General features: G+C 68.6%; 14 protein-coding genes. 2 read left to right on the forward strand and 12 right to left on the reverse strand.

The window, feature by feature from the left end:
- Window positions 1-130: 130 nt before the first annotated feature.
- Both BKA25_RS17620 and BKA25_RS17625 read left to right on the forward strand, forming a co-directional pair.
- Complete coding sequence (locus BKA25_RS17620; protein ID WP_069848241.1) at window positions 131-976, forward strand: DUF4253 domain-containing protein; 846 nt, start codon at window positions 131-133, stop codon at window positions 974-976.
- Window positions 977-1,211: 235 nt separating this feature from the next.
- Complete coding sequence (locus tag BKA25_RS17625; RefSeq protein ID WP_236750625.1) at window positions 1,212-2,267, forward strand: Lrp/AsnC family transcriptional regulator; 1,056 nt, start codon at window positions 1,212-1,214, stop codon at window positions 2,265-2,267.
- 16 nt (window positions 2,268-2,283) lie between these two features.
- Here the strand turns inward: BKA25_RS17625 and BKA25_RS17630 are convergent, their stop codons facing one another.
- The 12 genes from BKA25_RS17630 to pgeF all read right to left on the reverse strand — a co-directional run bounded on the left by BKA25_RS17630 (window position 2,284) and on the right by pgeF (window position 14,964).
- Complete coding sequence (locus BKA25_RS17630) at window positions 2,284-3,903, reverse strand: PH domain-containing protein (RefSeq protein WP_084642800.1); 1,620 nt, start codon at window positions 3,901-3,903, stop codon at window positions 2,284-2,286.
- Window positions 3,900-4,418 (reverse strand): PH domain-containing protein, encoded by a 519-nt coding sequence (locus BKA25_RS17635; RefSeq protein ID WP_069848239.1) that lies wholly within the window; start codon window positions 4,416-4,418, stop codon window positions 3,900-3,902. The genes BKA25_RS17630 and BKA25_RS17635 overlap by 4 nt, the downstream gene beginning before the upstream one ends.
- A 25-nt stretch (window positions 4,419-4,443) precedes the next feature.
- Entirely contained in the window at window positions 4,444-5,082 is a 639-nt protein-coding gene (locus BKA25_RS17640; protein WP_069848237.1) for a TetR/AcrR family transcriptional regulator, read from the reverse strand.
- 453 nt (window positions 5,083-5,535) lie between these two features.
- Complete coding sequence (locus tag BKA25_RS17645) at window positions 5,536-6,006, reverse strand: hypothetical protein (protein ID WP_069848236.1); 471 nt, start codon at window positions 6,004-6,006, stop codon at window positions 5,536-5,538.
- Window positions 6,007-6,109: 103 nt separating this feature from the next.
- Entirely contained in the window at window positions 6,110-7,039 is a 930-nt protein-coding gene (locus BKA25_RS17650; protein WP_069848234.1) for an RluA family pseudouridine synthase, read from the reverse strand.
- Window positions 7,036-7,920: a signal peptidase II gene (gene lspA, locus BKA25_RS17655; RefSeq protein WP_084642796.1), complete on the reverse strand. Its 885-nt coding sequence runs from the start codon at window positions 7,918-7,920 to the stop codon at window positions 7,036-7,038. The genes BKA25_RS17650 and lspA overlap by 4 nt, the downstream gene beginning before the upstream one ends.
- Before the next feature lie 77 nt (window positions 7,921-7,997).
- Window positions 7,998-11,162, reverse strand: a complete 3,165-nt coding sequence (gene ileS / locus BKA25_RS17660) for an isoleucine--tRNA ligase (protein WP_069848232.1) — start codon at window positions 11,160-11,162, stop codon at window positions 7,998-8,000.
- A 391-nt stretch (window positions 11,163-11,553) separates the two neighbouring features.
- A complete protein-coding gene (wag31, locus tag BKA25_RS17665) occupies window positions 11,554-12,375 on the reverse strand; it encodes a DivIVA-like cell division protein Wag31 (RefSeq protein WP_069848231.1) in 822 nt (273 codons plus the stop codon).
- Between the two features lie 76 nt (window positions 12,376-12,451).
- Window positions 12,452-12,736: a YggT family protein gene (locus tag BKA25_RS17670; protein ID WP_069848229.1), complete on the reverse strand. Its 285-nt coding sequence runs from the start codon at window positions 12,734-12,736 to the stop codon at window positions 12,452-12,454.
- 26 nt (window positions 12,737-12,762) lie between these two features.
- Window positions 12,763-13,407 (reverse strand): cell division protein SepF, encoded by a 645-nt coding sequence (locus BKA25_RS17675; RefSeq protein ID WP_069848227.1) that lies wholly within the window; start codon window positions 13,405-13,407, stop codon window positions 12,763-12,765.
- 103 nt (window positions 13,408-13,510) lie between these two features.
- Window positions 13,511-14,257, reverse strand: coding sequence for a YggS family pyridoxal phosphate-dependent enzyme (locus tag BKA25_RS17680; protein WP_069848226.1), 747 nt, complete (start codon window positions 14,255-14,257; stop codon window positions 13,511-13,513).
- Window positions 14,254-14,964, reverse strand: coding sequence for a peptidoglycan editing factor PgeF (pgeF, locus tag BKA25_RS17685; RefSeq protein ID WP_069853493.1), 711 nt, complete (start codon window positions 14,962-14,964; stop codon window positions 14,254-14,256). The genes BKA25_RS17680 and pgeF overlap by 4 nt, the downstream gene beginning before the upstream one ends.
- Window positions 14,965-15,150: the final 186 nt, after the last annotated feature.

Raw genomic sequence — 15,150 nt, forward strand, 5'->3', positions numbered from 1 at the left:
AGCCTGGATAAACCGGATAAAACGGTCAAAAAATGATTGATCTCCGTTGTCAGACGGTTTTTCTCGGCCTCGGGCATGAGAACATCGGCGCTGCCGCGACTTCGGGCTCGCTCTTCCGGAAGGTCTCGACATGGTCGACCAGCCCAGCACCACAGCCCCGCCGCTCGACGACTGGGGATCACTCTTCCCCGAGGGAACGGCGGGTGGCACTCCGTCGACCCCGCTGCCCACCGGCAGACTGATCCTCCCGGACGAGAGCTTCGCGCGGACGGTGGCATCACGCAGCAGGCCCGCGCTCTGGCTCGGCGACGACGCCGCCGACGCCGAGCTGTGGTCCCGGCTGCACGCCGAGCATCCGACCTCGGGTCTGTGGCCGCTGATCCTGGAGACGGCCGAGCACGGCGGGTTGCCCTGGGAGACCGGCGAACTGGCCCCCGAGACCGTATCCGACGTCGACCGCTTCGACGCGGCGCGCGTGATGGCCGCGATCTGGGCGGAGTGGCTGGAACCCGCGGGCAGTACCGACACCAGTCACCTGGAGCCCTTCGACTCGACCTTCCCCGGTCTGGCACCGGCGGGCACCTCGCCCAGGACCGCAGGCGAGGTGGCCGACTGGTACGCGGACCTGATCGCGTCGGAGTCGGCTCGACTCGGCCTGGTCGCGGCACCGCGCAGTGCCGACGCGCTGGCCGTCATCGGCTGGATGGGGCCGGTCAACCACTCCGAGCACACGGCGCCGATGGCAGCCGTCGTGCGCAGCTGGGAGGACCGCTTCGGGGCCCGCGTCGTCCGTATCGGCTTCGACACACTGGATCTGAGTGTCGCCGCGCCGCCGACCACGATCGAGCACGCCGAGCAGGTCGCTGCGGAACACTGGACCTTCTGCCCGGACAACATCGATCAGGGACCGGGCACACTGCGCGACTACGCCGAGGAGATCCTCGGGAAGAACTCCTGGTCCTTCTGGTGGGACTGACCGTGCCGACGCCGCGAGGACGCGGTCTCCTCGACCCCGCCACCCGGCATTCGAGCGCCCACGGCCGCGTCGGCGACGGGTCCGGCGCTGCGGGAGCACACTCCCACCGATGGCCGGCGAGCGGTCGATGACCCCCGAGCTCCCCACGGCCGTTCGACCCGAATCGGCCGCCCCGCGCAGACGGATCAACATCCCTGCGCCGTCGCCGGTAGCCGACCGGGTAGCGTGCGCAACCGTGGTAGCGCCGGACCCCGTGGACACCCGCCTGCTCGCCGTGGTCGCGGAGGCGGGACGAACCTCTGTGGCCGATCTGGCCAACCACCTCGGGATGGACGTCCGAGAGGTCGCCGCGCGACTGGCTCAGCTGTCGGTCAGCGGTCTGCCACTGGTCGTCGGTGTGGAATGCGACCCGCAGGGCATCCGAGGGGCGCTCGCGGCGATCGGCGCCTGGGGTGCGCCGCCACCGCACCATCCGATGCAGGCGACGCCGAGCGGCCCCTACCCGATGCACGGCGGCCCCAGCGGGCCCTATCCGCAGGCCACGCCCAGCGGGCCGCATCAGCAGTCGGGAACACCCAGCGGCGCCTACCCGGTGCACGGAGCGCCGCCGCACGGCCAGCAGTTCCCGCCGCCGCATCCGAGCCATGCCCCGGGCCCCCAACAACATCCGGTGAGCCCGCCGAGCACCCCGTTCCCGATGCAGGGACCGCCCCACCAGCAACCGGCGGGACCGCCGAGCAGCCCCTTCCCCGCGCAGCAGCCGAATTCGGACCCGTTCAGCACCTGGGGCCCGCCGCAGTCGGCCTCCTGGGCCAGAGGCGACCAGCCCACCAACGTCCTGTCCCAGCCCGGTCCGGCCACGAGTGTCCGCCGGACCGGCGAGGTGGGCAGTGCCCTGGACATCCAGGGCTTGGAGGGCGAGCAACTGCGTATCCAGCTGCTCGAGGTGGTCGACCCGGCCAACTTCCTGTTCGAGGCGGCCGGCTACCGCCTGCAGGAGGGCGAACGAGCGGTGGTCGTGCACACCGAGTTGACCAACCGAGGCCAGGTGCCGTTCTCCTCACTTCCGGATCTCTATCTGGTGTTGGTCAGCGAGGACGGCCAGGAGGTCGGCAAGGCACCCGTCTCGTTGTCCTCCCGACCGCCGTATCGGATCGGTGTCCAACCGGGCGAGACGGCGGGCGGACACACCGTGTACGTCCTACCGGAATCGACCCGCCTCGCCGCTGTGCGGTGGACGCCGCAGCAGGGCGAGGACCGGCTCAGTCTGACCTGGACCGTCGAGGACTAAGCACGACGGCTCGCATTCAGGTCGCCGACCGAACTCCCCCGAGTCGAGGCCGGACGAGATCGGGAGTGGCCGCAGCGGCCAGCTTCAATCCCTCCTGAGCTCCGATATCGATGGCGGCGTACTGGCCGTACCCCGCTGCGGTCGTCGCGGTCACCGACAGGAGGCCGAGCCTGCGTTGCAGCACGGACTCACGGATCGTCCATCCGATCACCGCCTCTCGGCGCAGCACCGCGGTATCCCTGGTCAGGCCGCTTCGGACCACCAGGTAGTCCCCGACGAGTGCGTGTCCGAGCGAGCGGTATCCCACGGCCGCGAGCACCGACAGGATCGGCAGCATGCCGAGCGCGACCAACCAGGACCATTCCGGAATGAAGGAGACATTCCGGCCGAGCCAGGCGAACAGTCCGGTGAGCACCGCCGTGGTCAGTACCGCCCAACCGAGTCGGCGACGCAGGGCGGCACGCGGATGCGGAATGGGCGGTGTCGTGAACGGCCGATCGTCGCCGATGACGGCGGCGGCCACTCGCCGAGCCTCCCGGACCCCCACCCTAGGCAGAATGGTCGCCGACGGGTTCTCCGATACGCTGCCGCTCGACATCCCCGTCGAGATCACCGATGTATCCGCAGTACCCATCCAACGCCACAGCAGCGGTTCCCAGATCTGCACTCCGCGCAGCCTGCGGTCGTCCCGGTTGATCTCGCGGGTCTTGAACAGACCCTGCTTGGTGCGCAGCATGGTTCCGTTCGCACTTCGAACCCTGCTGAGCCGGAACTTCCAGTTCTCGGTGAAGAAGTTCACCCCCAACGCGAGGACGCCCAGCACACCCGCACCCAGGATGCCCAGCGGGATCAAGCCGAAGCCGGTGACACCGAGATCGGCGGCAAGGCCCAGCAGCGTGCCCAAGAGGTCGAACCCGACGGTCGTGCCCGACCAGTGCACTCCCCAGACCAGACCCACCGCCGCGACGAAAGCCCATACATTGAAGAGGTTGTGCACCATCCAGCGCGACCGGAAGGCGGCCAGCGTCACCTCGTCGCTCGGCGTGATGGCCACCGATGGCTCGGATTCGTCCGCCGACACCACGCTCTCCGTCGCCGCGCCGGTCTGCGCAGGCTCCGCAGGCCCCGCAAGCAGCTCGCGCTGCAATTGTTGCGCGGCGGGCAGCGAGATCGCGTCCAGCACCAGTTCCGGCTCCGCACTGGTGGCCTGCGCCCCGGAGCGGATGTTCACCACCCGCAATCCGGCGACTCGGTGCCGTAGGCGGGCCGTGGTGTCGACACTGCGGACCCGGTCCCGCCGCACGGAGCGATAGGTCCGGACCAGTAGGCCGGAACGGTATTCGACGAGCTCGCCGGTGAGGCGATAGCGGGTCTTCACCCACCGGAGCAGATCCGCCGTCGAGCTGACGATGCCGAGTCCGCCCGCGATCACCGCGAACCAGACCACCTCGTCGAACAGCACGGTGGTCGCCACGATCGGGATGAGCGAGAGCACCATCAGGATGAGATCGATCCACACCATCCTGAAATCCAGCCGCAACCACGGCGGACCGGAGTCGGGTTCGACGGTCGGCGGCGCGCTCTGTTCCACGATGGGCTCCGAGGGTGGTTCCTCGGTGGTCGATGCAACGGTCATGTCGCATCTCCGGGAGTCGCCTGGGTGATCCGGGTGAGGTCCTTGGCGAGGTCGGCCGCGACCCGGTGATCGAGTCCGACCAGGTACATCGCCCCGTGTGCCGACGCCGTGGTCACCGTGACCGTGGCCAGGCCGAAGGCCTGTTGCAGCGGACCTCGGACGGTGTCGACGGTCTGGACCCGGGAGATCGGCGCGACCCGCCACTCCCGGACGAACCAGCCCGTTCGGACGTAGACGGCCTCCTCGGTGGCCTCCCAACGGTGCACGGCGTACCGCCAGAACGGCACGATGGCGAGGTAGGCCACGCCCACGCCCGCCACCGCGATCAGGATGGGCAGGATCCAGGGTCGGGCGGGTTCGGCCAACACGTAGCCGGTGGTGAGCCCGCCGACGAGGACGGCGATCGCGATCAGCGCGCGCAGGGCCCACCACCCGATCGCTCGTCGCTCGATTCGATGTCGGGGCGGCTGCAGCCATAAGGGCTCGGCAGGCGGGTCCAGGGTCTGGGTCGTCATCTCATCTCTTCCAGTGCTCGAAAGTTCAGCCACGACGTCGGCCTCTACCGGTGCGGCGCACGGCGATCGCGAAGATCTCGGCCAGTTCCTCGGCATAGGTGTCGACATCGAGTTCGGGTTTGGAGTACAGCTCGCGAGGCACCGATTCCAGGACGGAGGCAAGCGTCGCCGCCATCACGGGAACGGAGAAGTCTCGGAATTCGCGGTGCTGTTGCCCTTCGATTAGCAAGCCCGACAGCGACGCCGCTATCGCCTCACGGTCGTGGCGATTGGATGTTCCAGTGCGGGCCCGGGCGCTGCTCGCGATTGCGTACAACGCGTACATCTGAGTGCGGTGCTTCGCGGTGTAGTGCACGAAGCCCGTGATCAGCCCGCGTAACGCATCGACATAACTCGCGGCGTTCGCCATCCGCTGTTCCAACGCCTGCTCGATCTCGGTGTCCACCTGTGCGGCCACCTGATTGATCAGATCGTCCCGGCCATCGAAGTGGTAGGAGATCAACGCGGCGCTGATCCCCGCGTGCGCGGCGATGCGGGCCAGGGACGCCTTGGCCAGTCCGACCTCGGCGATGGTCTCGGTGGCGGCACGCAGAATCTGCTCGCGTCGAGCCTGCTCGATGAACGTCCGCGACTTCTGATCGCTCCGTTCATTTCCTGATTGCACGATCAGAAAACTAGCAGAGCAGTCAAGATTCTGCATCGGCGCTGTTCAGGGACGGACCGACCATGCGCGCCCGACAGCGGCCAAGCCATGCGACAGCAGAAGCGTCAGATGTGCCACCCGTCAGGGGGCGGTCGAGAAGATCGAGACGGCGCGCGACACCCTCGGGTGTCGGAGGGCGGCCTGCGCTCGGAAAGGATCGGATGATCAGCCGCGCGGGCCGCGAGCCGTGGCCTCGTCGGGAGCATCGCGCGGAGTGGAGGCGGGGCGCAGCAGGCGCGACGACCAGAGCATCGCGCGGCGACAGGGCCGCACACCTCGATGAATCAACCCGCCGTCGAGTCCGGCGGCGGGAAACCGGGGCACTGCGGTGGAACCATCACGGGTCCGCACACCACAGGCCGGTGCAGCGGTGGCGGGCGAGCCGTGTCGACGGCTCGCCCGCGACCGCCCGGGTCAGCCGTCGCGCCGACCGAACATCCGATTGCCCCGCTTACCGCCATCGGCGGACTCGTCCGCCTGGGCGTCACGGGTGCGCTGCAAGGTCGGCCAATCCCGCGTATCGCCGTCACCTGCGTCGCCGAAGGGGTCCTCGCCGCCGATCACCGCAGGCGCGGCATGGCCGGAATCATCGCCGATCAGCGAAGCGACATCGGGTTCCCCGATCGCCGAGCCACCGAACGCGGCGCCGGTCCCGGCACCACTCAACGGCAGCGGATTGCCCATCGGCGGCGTCACCGGCTCGACCCGCGCCGACGGCGCCTGGCCGCCTTCCCAACCGGACTGCGGGGAACGCTGTTCGCCCTGGTACGGCCCGGCCGGAGACTGCGCACCGGGCCCACCCGCAGGCAGCCGGATACCCATCGGCGGGGTCGCGGGTTCGACCCGTCCCCCATCCGGCATGCCGAACTGGTCTCTGTTCTGCACGAGGCCTCCCAGTGCTCCCGAAACGTGCGTCACGATGCTATTACGTCCGTGTCCGCCTGCGACGGGAAATGTCAGATATCCCGGCGGCTGCGCGGAACCCGCCTCAGGAGGTCTCCTGCAACCGTTGTAGGGCCGAGGCCAGATCGGCCGGGTACTCGCTCTCGAACTCGACCCACTGCCCATCGGCCGGATGCTCGAAGCCGAGGCGCCGCGCGTGCAACCACTGCCGAGTCAGCTTCAGATCCTTGGCCAGGGACGGGTCCGCGCCGTAGGTGAGGTCGCCGACGCAGGGGTGTCGCAGTGCGGAGAAGTGCACCCGGATCTGATGTGTCCGGCCCGTCTCCAACCGGACCTCGGTCAGCGAGGCGTGCCGGAATGCCTCGATCACCTCGTAGTGCGTCACGCTGGGCCTGCCATCGGCGATCACGGCGAACTTGTAGTCATGCCGGGGATGCCGATCGATCGGCGCGTCGATGGTGCCCTTGGTCGGATCCGGATGGCCTTGGACCACGGCGTGATAGATCTTCTTGACCGTGCGCTCCTTGAAGGCGCGCTTGAGCACCGAATAGGCGTGCTCGCTCTTGGCGACCACCATCACGCCCGTGGTGCCCACGTCGAGTCGGTGCACCACACCCTGGCGTTCGGCGGCACCCGAGGTCGCGATCCGCAGTCCCATCGCCGCCAGCCCCGCCACCACCGTCGGGCCGGTCCAGCCCGGGCTCGGGTGCACGGCGACGCCGACCGGCTTGTCGACCACCGCGATCTCGTCGTCCTCGTAGATCACCCGGAGTCCGTCGACCTCGCTCGGCTCCACGACCTGCGGCGCCGCCGGGCCGGGGATCACGACCTCCAGATTGCTGCCCGCGATCAACCGATCGGACTTGCCCACGGTGCGGCCGTCGATCAGCACGTCGCCTGCCTCGGCCATCGCGACGATCGCCGTGCGGGACAGACCGAGCAGTTTGGCCAGCCCCGCGTCCACCCGCAACCCGTCCAGCCCATCGGGCACCGGCAGTGCTCGCTGCTCGCTCATGCGGAACCCTCCTGTCGGGTCCTCCCGGACCCGGTCGACTCAGTGCGATCAGCCGCGTCGGTCGCCGCACCGGGTGGGGCTTCGCGTGCCGCCTTCTTCGCGCTCTTCTTCTCGTTCTTGATCGTCGTGCCGTCGTAGTCCTTACCCAGGAAAGCGAGCAGGACCAACAGCACACCACCGCTGACCAACGAGGAGTCCGCGATATTGAACACCGGCCACACACTGCCGTCGGGGGCCAACAGCGACAGGAAGTCGACGACGTGGCCCTCCAGCGGCCCGGGCGCCCGGAACAGCCGGTCGACGAGATTACCGAGCGCACCACCCAGCACCAAGCCGAGTCCGATTCCCCAGCCGATCGACCGCAGTCGAGGCGCCATCCACAGGATTCCGACGACGACGGCGATCGAGATCAGGGACAACAACCAGGTCATCCCGGTGGCCATCGAGAACGCGGCGCCGGGATTGCGGAAGAGCACCAGGTAGAGCCCACCACCGAAGAGCTCGACCGGCGGTCGGTGCTCCAGATTCTCCACCGCGACGACCTTCGTGACGATGTCGAGCGCCAGCACCGCCAGCGCCGCCGACACCAGTAGACCGACTCGCTTGGGCGGCAACGGCACAGCGGGCTGCTCGACCACGACCGAGTCCGCCGCCGGGTCTGCGACGGTGTCCCCGGCAGCGGCTCGGTCCGGGTCGCTGCCGGTCTCGACGGGCTCGGCCCGAGGCGTGTCGCTCGCCCTGTCGACGGGGTCCGGGTCGGGATGCTCGGTGTTCACCCGGCCATTGTCCCGCACGAACACCCGGCGACCGACCCGACGCACACCGAGCGGCCGCACAGGCCGCTTCGAGCAGGCACCGTCATCGGGACCGGAGATCGTCATGGCCGTAGCTCCTCGCCTCTCCCGCTCAGGGGTACGCCCCCCACACATCATGGCGATGTGCGGGGAGGCGACGAGCCTCAGGCCTTGCGTACCGCGACGGCGATCTGTGCGCCGTCGCCGACCGTTCCGGCGAAGCCACCGTCGACGGGTGCGAAGACGACCCGGACCGCCAGTGTCTCCTTGCCCAGGAAGCCCTCCCACTGTCGCAGGGCTGCGGTGACGTCCTCGGTCGCCGACACGGTCAGCTCGATGCGGTCGGAGACGTGCAGGTCCGCGTCCCGCCGCGCCTGCTGCACGACCCGTACCGCGTCCTTGACCAGACCCTCGGTGGCCAGCTCCTCGGTGACCTCGGTGTCCAGCACGACCACGCCCGCGCCGCCGGGTAGTGCCGAGGTAGCCGATGGATCGGCCGCGACCAGCCGCTCCTCGAACTCACCGGGAAGCAGTTGCACGCCCGCCGCCGTGACGGTGCCGTCGGCCTCCTGCGTCCACTCCCCCGCCTTCACCGCGCGGATGACCTGCTGGACCGCCTTGCCGATCCTCGGGCCCGCCGCCCTGGCGTTGACGGCGATCTCGAACCGACCGTAGGCCGAGACGTCGTCGGTCAACTGCACGTCCTTGACGTTGACCTCGTCCCGGATCAGATCCAGGAAGGGCTCCAGTGCCGCCGCGTCCGGCGCCGCCACCACGAGGGTGCGCAACGGCAACCGCACCCGCAGCTTGGCGGCCTTGCGCAGCGCCGACGTCGTCGAGCAGACCTGGCGAACGCGGTCCATCGCCGTCACCAGCGCCGGGTCTGCGGGCAGGTTCTCCACCTCCGGCCAGTCGGCCAGGTGCACCGAACGCCCGCCGGTCAACCCACGCCACACGGCCTCGGTGGTCAGCGGCAGTAGCGGCGCGGCCACCCGACACACCACCTCCAGCACCGTGTGCAGCGTGTCCACCGCGGCCTGGTCGCCCGCCCAGAAACGTTCCCGCGACCGACGCACATACCAGTTGGTGAGCACCTCCAGGAAACTCTCGACCAGGCCGCAGGCGCCCGCCAGGTCGGAGGCGTCCATCGCGGCACCCGTGTCGACCACCAGCTCGTGCGTCTTGGCCAGCACATACCGGTCCAGGACATGGGTGGAGGGACCGCGCCCGGTCCGCGCACCGAAGTCGGAGTCGGTCAACGAGGCACCCTCGACCGACTCGGCGTTGGCGTACAGCGCCAGGAAGTACCAGGAGTTCCACAGCGGCAGCACCGACTGCCGGACCGCGTCGCGCACCCCCCGCTCGGTGACGATCAGGTTGCCGCCACGCAGGATCGAACTGGACATCAGGAACCAGCGCATCGCGTCCGCGCCGTCCCGCGCGAACACCTCGTCCACCGCCGGGTAGTTGCGCAGCGACTTCGACATCTTCTGGCCGTCGTCACCGAGGACGATCCCGTGCACCACCGCGTGCCGGAACGCGGGCCGGTCGAACAACGCCGTGGCCAGCACGTGCAGCGTGTAGAACCAGCCCCTGGTCTGGCCGTTGTACTCCACGATGAAGTCGCCGGGGTAGTGGTGCTCGAACCAGTCGCGGTTCTCGAACGGGTAGTGCACCTGGGCGAAGGGCATCGCCCCGGACTCGAACCAGCAGTCCAGGACCTCGGGAACCCGGCGCATGGTCGACCGACCGGTCGGGTCGTCCGGGTTGGGGCGGGTCAGGTTGTCGATGTACGGCCGGTGCAGATCGGTGGGCCGGACCCCGAAGTCGCGCTCCAACTCGTCGAGCGAGCCGTACACGTCGACCCTGGGGTAGGCGGGGTCGTCGGAGGTCCACACCGGGATCGGCGAGCCCCAGTAGCGGTTCCGCGAGATCGACCAATCCCTGGCGCCCTCCAGCCACTTGCCGAACTGGCCGTCCCGGATCTGCCCGGGCACCCAGTCGATCTGCTGGTTCAGCTCGACCATCCGGTCCCGGAAGCGGGTGACGGCGACGAACCAGGACGACACCGCGCGCTGGATCAGCGGGTTCCGGCAGCGCCAGCAGTGCGGATAGGGGTGGTCGTAGGTCTCGTGCCGCACGAGCGACCCGGCGGCCTTGAGGTCGCGGATGATCTCCTTGTTGGCCTCGAAGACCTGCTGTCCCGCATACGGCGGCACCTCGGTGGTGAAGCGGCCCCGCGAGTCGACCGGCACGACGGGTTCGATGTCCGCGGCGTCGGTGACGGCCTTGTCGTCCTCACCGAAGGCCGGGGCGATGTGCACGATCCCGGTGCCGTCCTCCGTGGTGACGTAGTCGGCCGCCAGGATCTGATGGGCGTTGGGCCGACCGAGGAAGAAGTCGAAGGGTGGCGTGTAGCGGCGGCCGAGCAGTTCGGCGCCGGTGCACCGCGCGACGATCCGGTCGACGGCGTCCTCACCGAGTTCCCTGGCATAGTGCGCCAGTCGCGCCTCGGCGAGCAGGTAGCGCTCGCCCTCGTGCTCGACGGTCACGTACTCGACGTCCGGGTGGACGGCCATGGCGAGGTTACTCGGCAGCGTCCACGGGGTCGTCGTCCAGATCAGCGCGCGTTCCCCGGTCTCCAACCGCATCGAGACGGTGACCGCGGGGTCCTGCCGATCGCGGTAGACGTCGTCCATCTTCGTCTCGGTGTTGGACAGCGGTGTCTCGCAGCGCCAGCAGTACCAGAGCACCCGGAAGCCGTCGTAGACCAGACCCTTGTCCCACAACGACTTGAAGGCCCACATGACGCTTTCCATGTAGTCCAGGTCGAGGGTCTTGTAGTCGTTGTCGAAGTCCACCCAGCGGGCCTGGCGGGTGACGTACTCGCGCCACTGGTCGGTGTAGCGCAGCACCGAGGTACGGCAGGCCTCGTTGAAGACGTCGATGCCCATCTGCTCGATCTGCGACTTGTGATCGATCCCGAGCTGCCGTTCCGCCTCCACCTCGGCGGGCAGGCCGTGGGTGTCCCAGCCGAAGCGGCGCTCGACACGCTTGCCGCGCATGGTCTGGTACCTCGGCACGACGTCCTTGACGTAGCCGGTCAGCAGGTGCCCGTAGTGCGGGAGCCCGTTTGCGAAGGGCGGGCCGTCGTAGAAGACGAACTCGTTGGAGCCATTCTCGCCACTGGGGCGGGCCCGGATGCTCTCGGCGAAGGTGTCGTCGGCCGACCAGTAGGAGAGCACCGCTTCCTCGACCTCGGGGAACGAGGGCTGGGCGGGAACTCCGGCGGAATCCGGACCGGTGAGGCGGACCTTGGGGTAGGCCATCGAATTGCTCCTCGCGGGTGGTGGCGTTCGTCTGGAGTCCGCTGACGCAGATCTCCTGGGGACGACATGCCACTGAGACATCCCGCGGTACCACCCCGCTTGCCGACGCGTTCGCTCCTTCGCGAGCGTCGACCTCTCGATTCGGGGCTATGACGGGCCCACCCGACCGGTTCTACTGAGAGCCGAGGGCTCGGTTCTTCCGGCGGCTCCCCGGTGATGGCCGGATCGATGCCTGTGACTACAGATTAGCGACGGGGTCAAAACCGTTTCGCTCCGACCCCGGTGGATCATCGGGTTCGATGACAGACGGCACCGCCCCAGCGGATTCCGCTGGGGCGGTCGACGGTTCTCGACGCCGATCCCGACCGACGTCGCCGGTCGGCCTCGGTGCTCAGCCCGCCTCGGCGGTGCGACCGCCGAAGCTGTATCCCGTCTGATGGCTGGATCGAGTGGACTCGATGGGCGGGACGGCGCTGCCCCGGTCCTCCAGCTCGCGCAGCTGGGAGTCCAACATCGTCTTGAGCCTGGTGCGGTACTCGCGTTCGAAGGTCCGCAGGACCTCGATCTCCTTGTCCAGGCTGTTCTTCTCCTGGGTGATCCCCGCGAGGATCTCGGAGTGCTTGCGCTGCGCATCGCGCTCGAGGGTCGCGGCCTTCTCCCTGGACTGCCGCTCCACTGCTTCGGAGCGAGTGCGCGCGTCACCGAGCATGGTCTCGGCCCTGGTCCGGGCCTCGTTCACCAGCCCGTCGGACTTCGTCCGTGCCTCGGAGAGGAGCTGCTCGGACTTCGTCCTCGCCTCCGAGAGCATGCCGTCGGCCTCGGCCTTCGCCTCGCCGGTGAGGCGGTCGGCCATCTCCTGGGCCAGTCCGAGAACCTTCGCCGCCTGGACGTGGTGGTCCCCGCCCGGTGCGGTCTGCTCGACCATCGACGGTGCGGGCACCGGCGAGAGTCGCCTTGGCTCCTCCGCAGGCCTGCTCGCGGGCGCGGCGGCAGCACCTGCTCGGGCGTCCTCCAGGTCCGCGCGCGTGTTGTCGAGTTGCTGGTCCAGCTGCTCGATCTGGTTGCGCAGTTCGTTGTTCTCTTCGATCAGTCTTGCGAGTTCGCCTTCAACCAGGTCGAGGAATGCGTCCACCTCGTCCTCGTTGTAGCCCCGCTTGCCAATCGGTGGCTTGCTGAACGCGACGTTGTGCACGTCGGCGGGCGTCAACGGCATGGCTAGATCACCTCACGCACTCCTCGACAACGGACCCCGGAGCTCCCCGCTGCCCGGTCCGTCCGTGTCGTCTTGTCTAAGCCGGGCTCACCAGTCGCATCAGGATGAAGACGACCAGCAGTAGAACCATAATCGACAGGTCCAGTCCGACCCCGCCGATTCGAACCGTCGGGATCATGCGCCGGAGCGCCCGAACCGGCGGGTCGGTCACTGTGTAGATGGTCTCGAGCGCGACCGCAACCCCTCCGGCCGGTCGCCATTCCCTGGCGAACGCCCGAACCAGCTCCACCACGATACGCGCCATCAAGAGCAGCCAGAAGAAGAACAGCGCGTAGTAAGCGATGATCCGGAAGAGTTCCACAACCCCAACTCTGCCATCACCTGCCGTCAGCCGAACAGACCACCCTCGGCGATCCGCCGCCGCTGTTCGACGGTGACGTCGGCATCTGCGGGCGACAGCAGGAAGACCTTGCTCGTCACCTTGTCGATGTCACCCCGGAGAGCGAACGCCAATCCGGCGGCGAAGTCGACCAGTCTGCGGGCGTCGGCGTCCGTCATGGCGGTCAGGTTGATGATCACCGGGGTGCCCTCCCGGTAGTGCTCGCCGATGGTCCTGGCCTCGAGATACGTCTTCGGGTGCAGCGTCGTGATCCGACCGGGACCGAACCCGTTCGCGCCGGCCGAGGCCGTGGAACCCGCCGGTGCCGAGGCCTTTCCCGACTCCGTCGCCGGCCGCAGTCTGGTGATCGACTCCCGGTTCGGATCGACGGCGAGCGAGCCGCGCGTCACGGGCTGGGCGGACCAGCCGCCACGCGAGCGAGACCTGGGCTGATCAGCGTCGACGTCCTCGGCCTCGTCGAAGTCGACCGGCCGGTAGCCGCCCCGCAAGGCGGTTGCACGCCGCGACCGAGCCCCCGCTCGATCGGGGTACTGGTCGTAATCCTCGGCGTCGTAACCTGCCTCGTCGTAGTCGTCCATGTCCTCGGCGGGGACCATCCCGAAATAGGCCTTCAACTTCTGCAATGCGCTCATCGACAGCCCTTCCGCGCATCCGGACCGCCTGACCTGGCCACTGTCCCGACGCCTGTCGCGACGACGGACTGCTCCGCCGTCTGCCTCCCCACAACGCCCGTACTCACGCTATCGGCCTGGTACCCAGCAGTGCCGTTCCGACACGCACACTCGTGGACCCCGCCGCAATAGCCCGTTCGAGGTCATTGCTCATGCCCGCAGAGATCTCCACGGCATCCCGATGATCACGTTTCAGCAGGTCGGACACTGTGCGCAAGGTCTCGAAAGAACGCTGCGGATCGCCCGTCAACGGAGCTACCGCCATCACTCCAATGAGTCGCAATTCACTCGATTGGCCGATCACTTCCGCGAGCTGGGGTACCTCATCCGGGGAACAACCGCCACGCCCTGCTGCCCCGTCGAGGCTGACCTGCACCATGACATCGAGACGAGACTCACGTTCCCCGGCCGCCCGCGCCGCTGCGGAACCCTTCGCCAACGCCTCGGCGAGTCGTGGGCTGTCGACCGATTCGACGACGTCGGCCCACCGAGCCACCCCCCTGGCCTTGTTGCGCTGCACACTCCCGACCATGTGCCACCGCACCGCTCTACCCGGACGCATCGCGGCCACCTCGGCGGCCTTGACCGACGCGTCCTGCGCCCGATTCTCGCCGAACTCGGTGAGTCCAAGATCACCGAGAAGAGCTACATCGGAAGCCGGAAAAGTCTTCGTCACCGCCAGCAGACGCACCGAATCGGACGCTCGATCCGCCGCCGCACACGCCGCCGCGATGCGTTCGCGGACTCCACCGAGCCGATCGGCGAGGAATTCACGTCGGGAATCCGCGCCCGAAAAGTCCGTTTCGGTCATCCCGTGGCCTCCAGCCAGATAGCCGCGCCGAATCGCCCAGTGGTCGATTCTCTGCGGTGACTGAACAGCTCGGGCGACTCCACGGTGCATCGGGGGTCCACCCCGATCCGGCTCACACCGGCTTCGGCGAGCTGCCGCCAGAGGCCAGCCCGAAGATCCAAGCCGGGTTTCCCGTTCCGTGTTCGGCAAGCCGTACCGGGCAGATGCTCCTCCACGTCCTGGCGCATCGCGGCGGGGACCTCGTAGCACTCGCCGCAAACCGAGGGACCCAGCAACGCCTCCACCCGCTCGGTGCTCGCCCCGGCACGTCGCATCGCGGCCAAGGCGCTGGGCACCACACCGATCCGGCTCCCCACCCGACCGGCGTGCACCGCCGACACCACACCCGCATCTGGATCGGCCAGCAGCACGGGAACGCAGTCGGCGACCAGCGCGACCAGGACCAGACCCGGTTCGGCGGTGACCAGTGCGTCGGTCGCCTCCACCGGCTCGGTTCTGGGTCCGTCCACGATCTCCGCATTGCGGCCGTGGATCTGCTCCATCCACACGGGGCCGTGCGGTGCGTTGGGCAGGCTCTCGGCGAGCCGCTTGCGGTTGGCGGCGACCGCATCGGGTGCGTCGCCGACATGGTCGCCGAGATTGAACGAGGAATAAGGGGCAGTCGACGCGCCGCCGTCCCGCGTGGTGATCACTCTTCGAACCCGCACCGGAACCCCTCCCATCGCTCGAGCACCACCCCCAGGTTCCCGACCACCCAAGATCCTAGATGCGGGTGTGGTGCGGTGCGCCGGCCGGGCACTCCTCGCGACCGAGCCGTGACACGATCGAGCCCGTGACACCGTGGATCCGGTGTCACGGGCTCGAGGCACGTGGGCGGTGCGCGCCGCCGCCGA

It is taken from the genome of Actinoalloteichus hymeniacidonis (genome assembly GCF_014203365.1).
Lineage (GTDB): Bacteria > Actinomycetota > Actinomycetes > Mycobacteriales > Pseudonocardiaceae > Actinoalloteichus_A > Actinoalloteichus_A hymeniacidonis.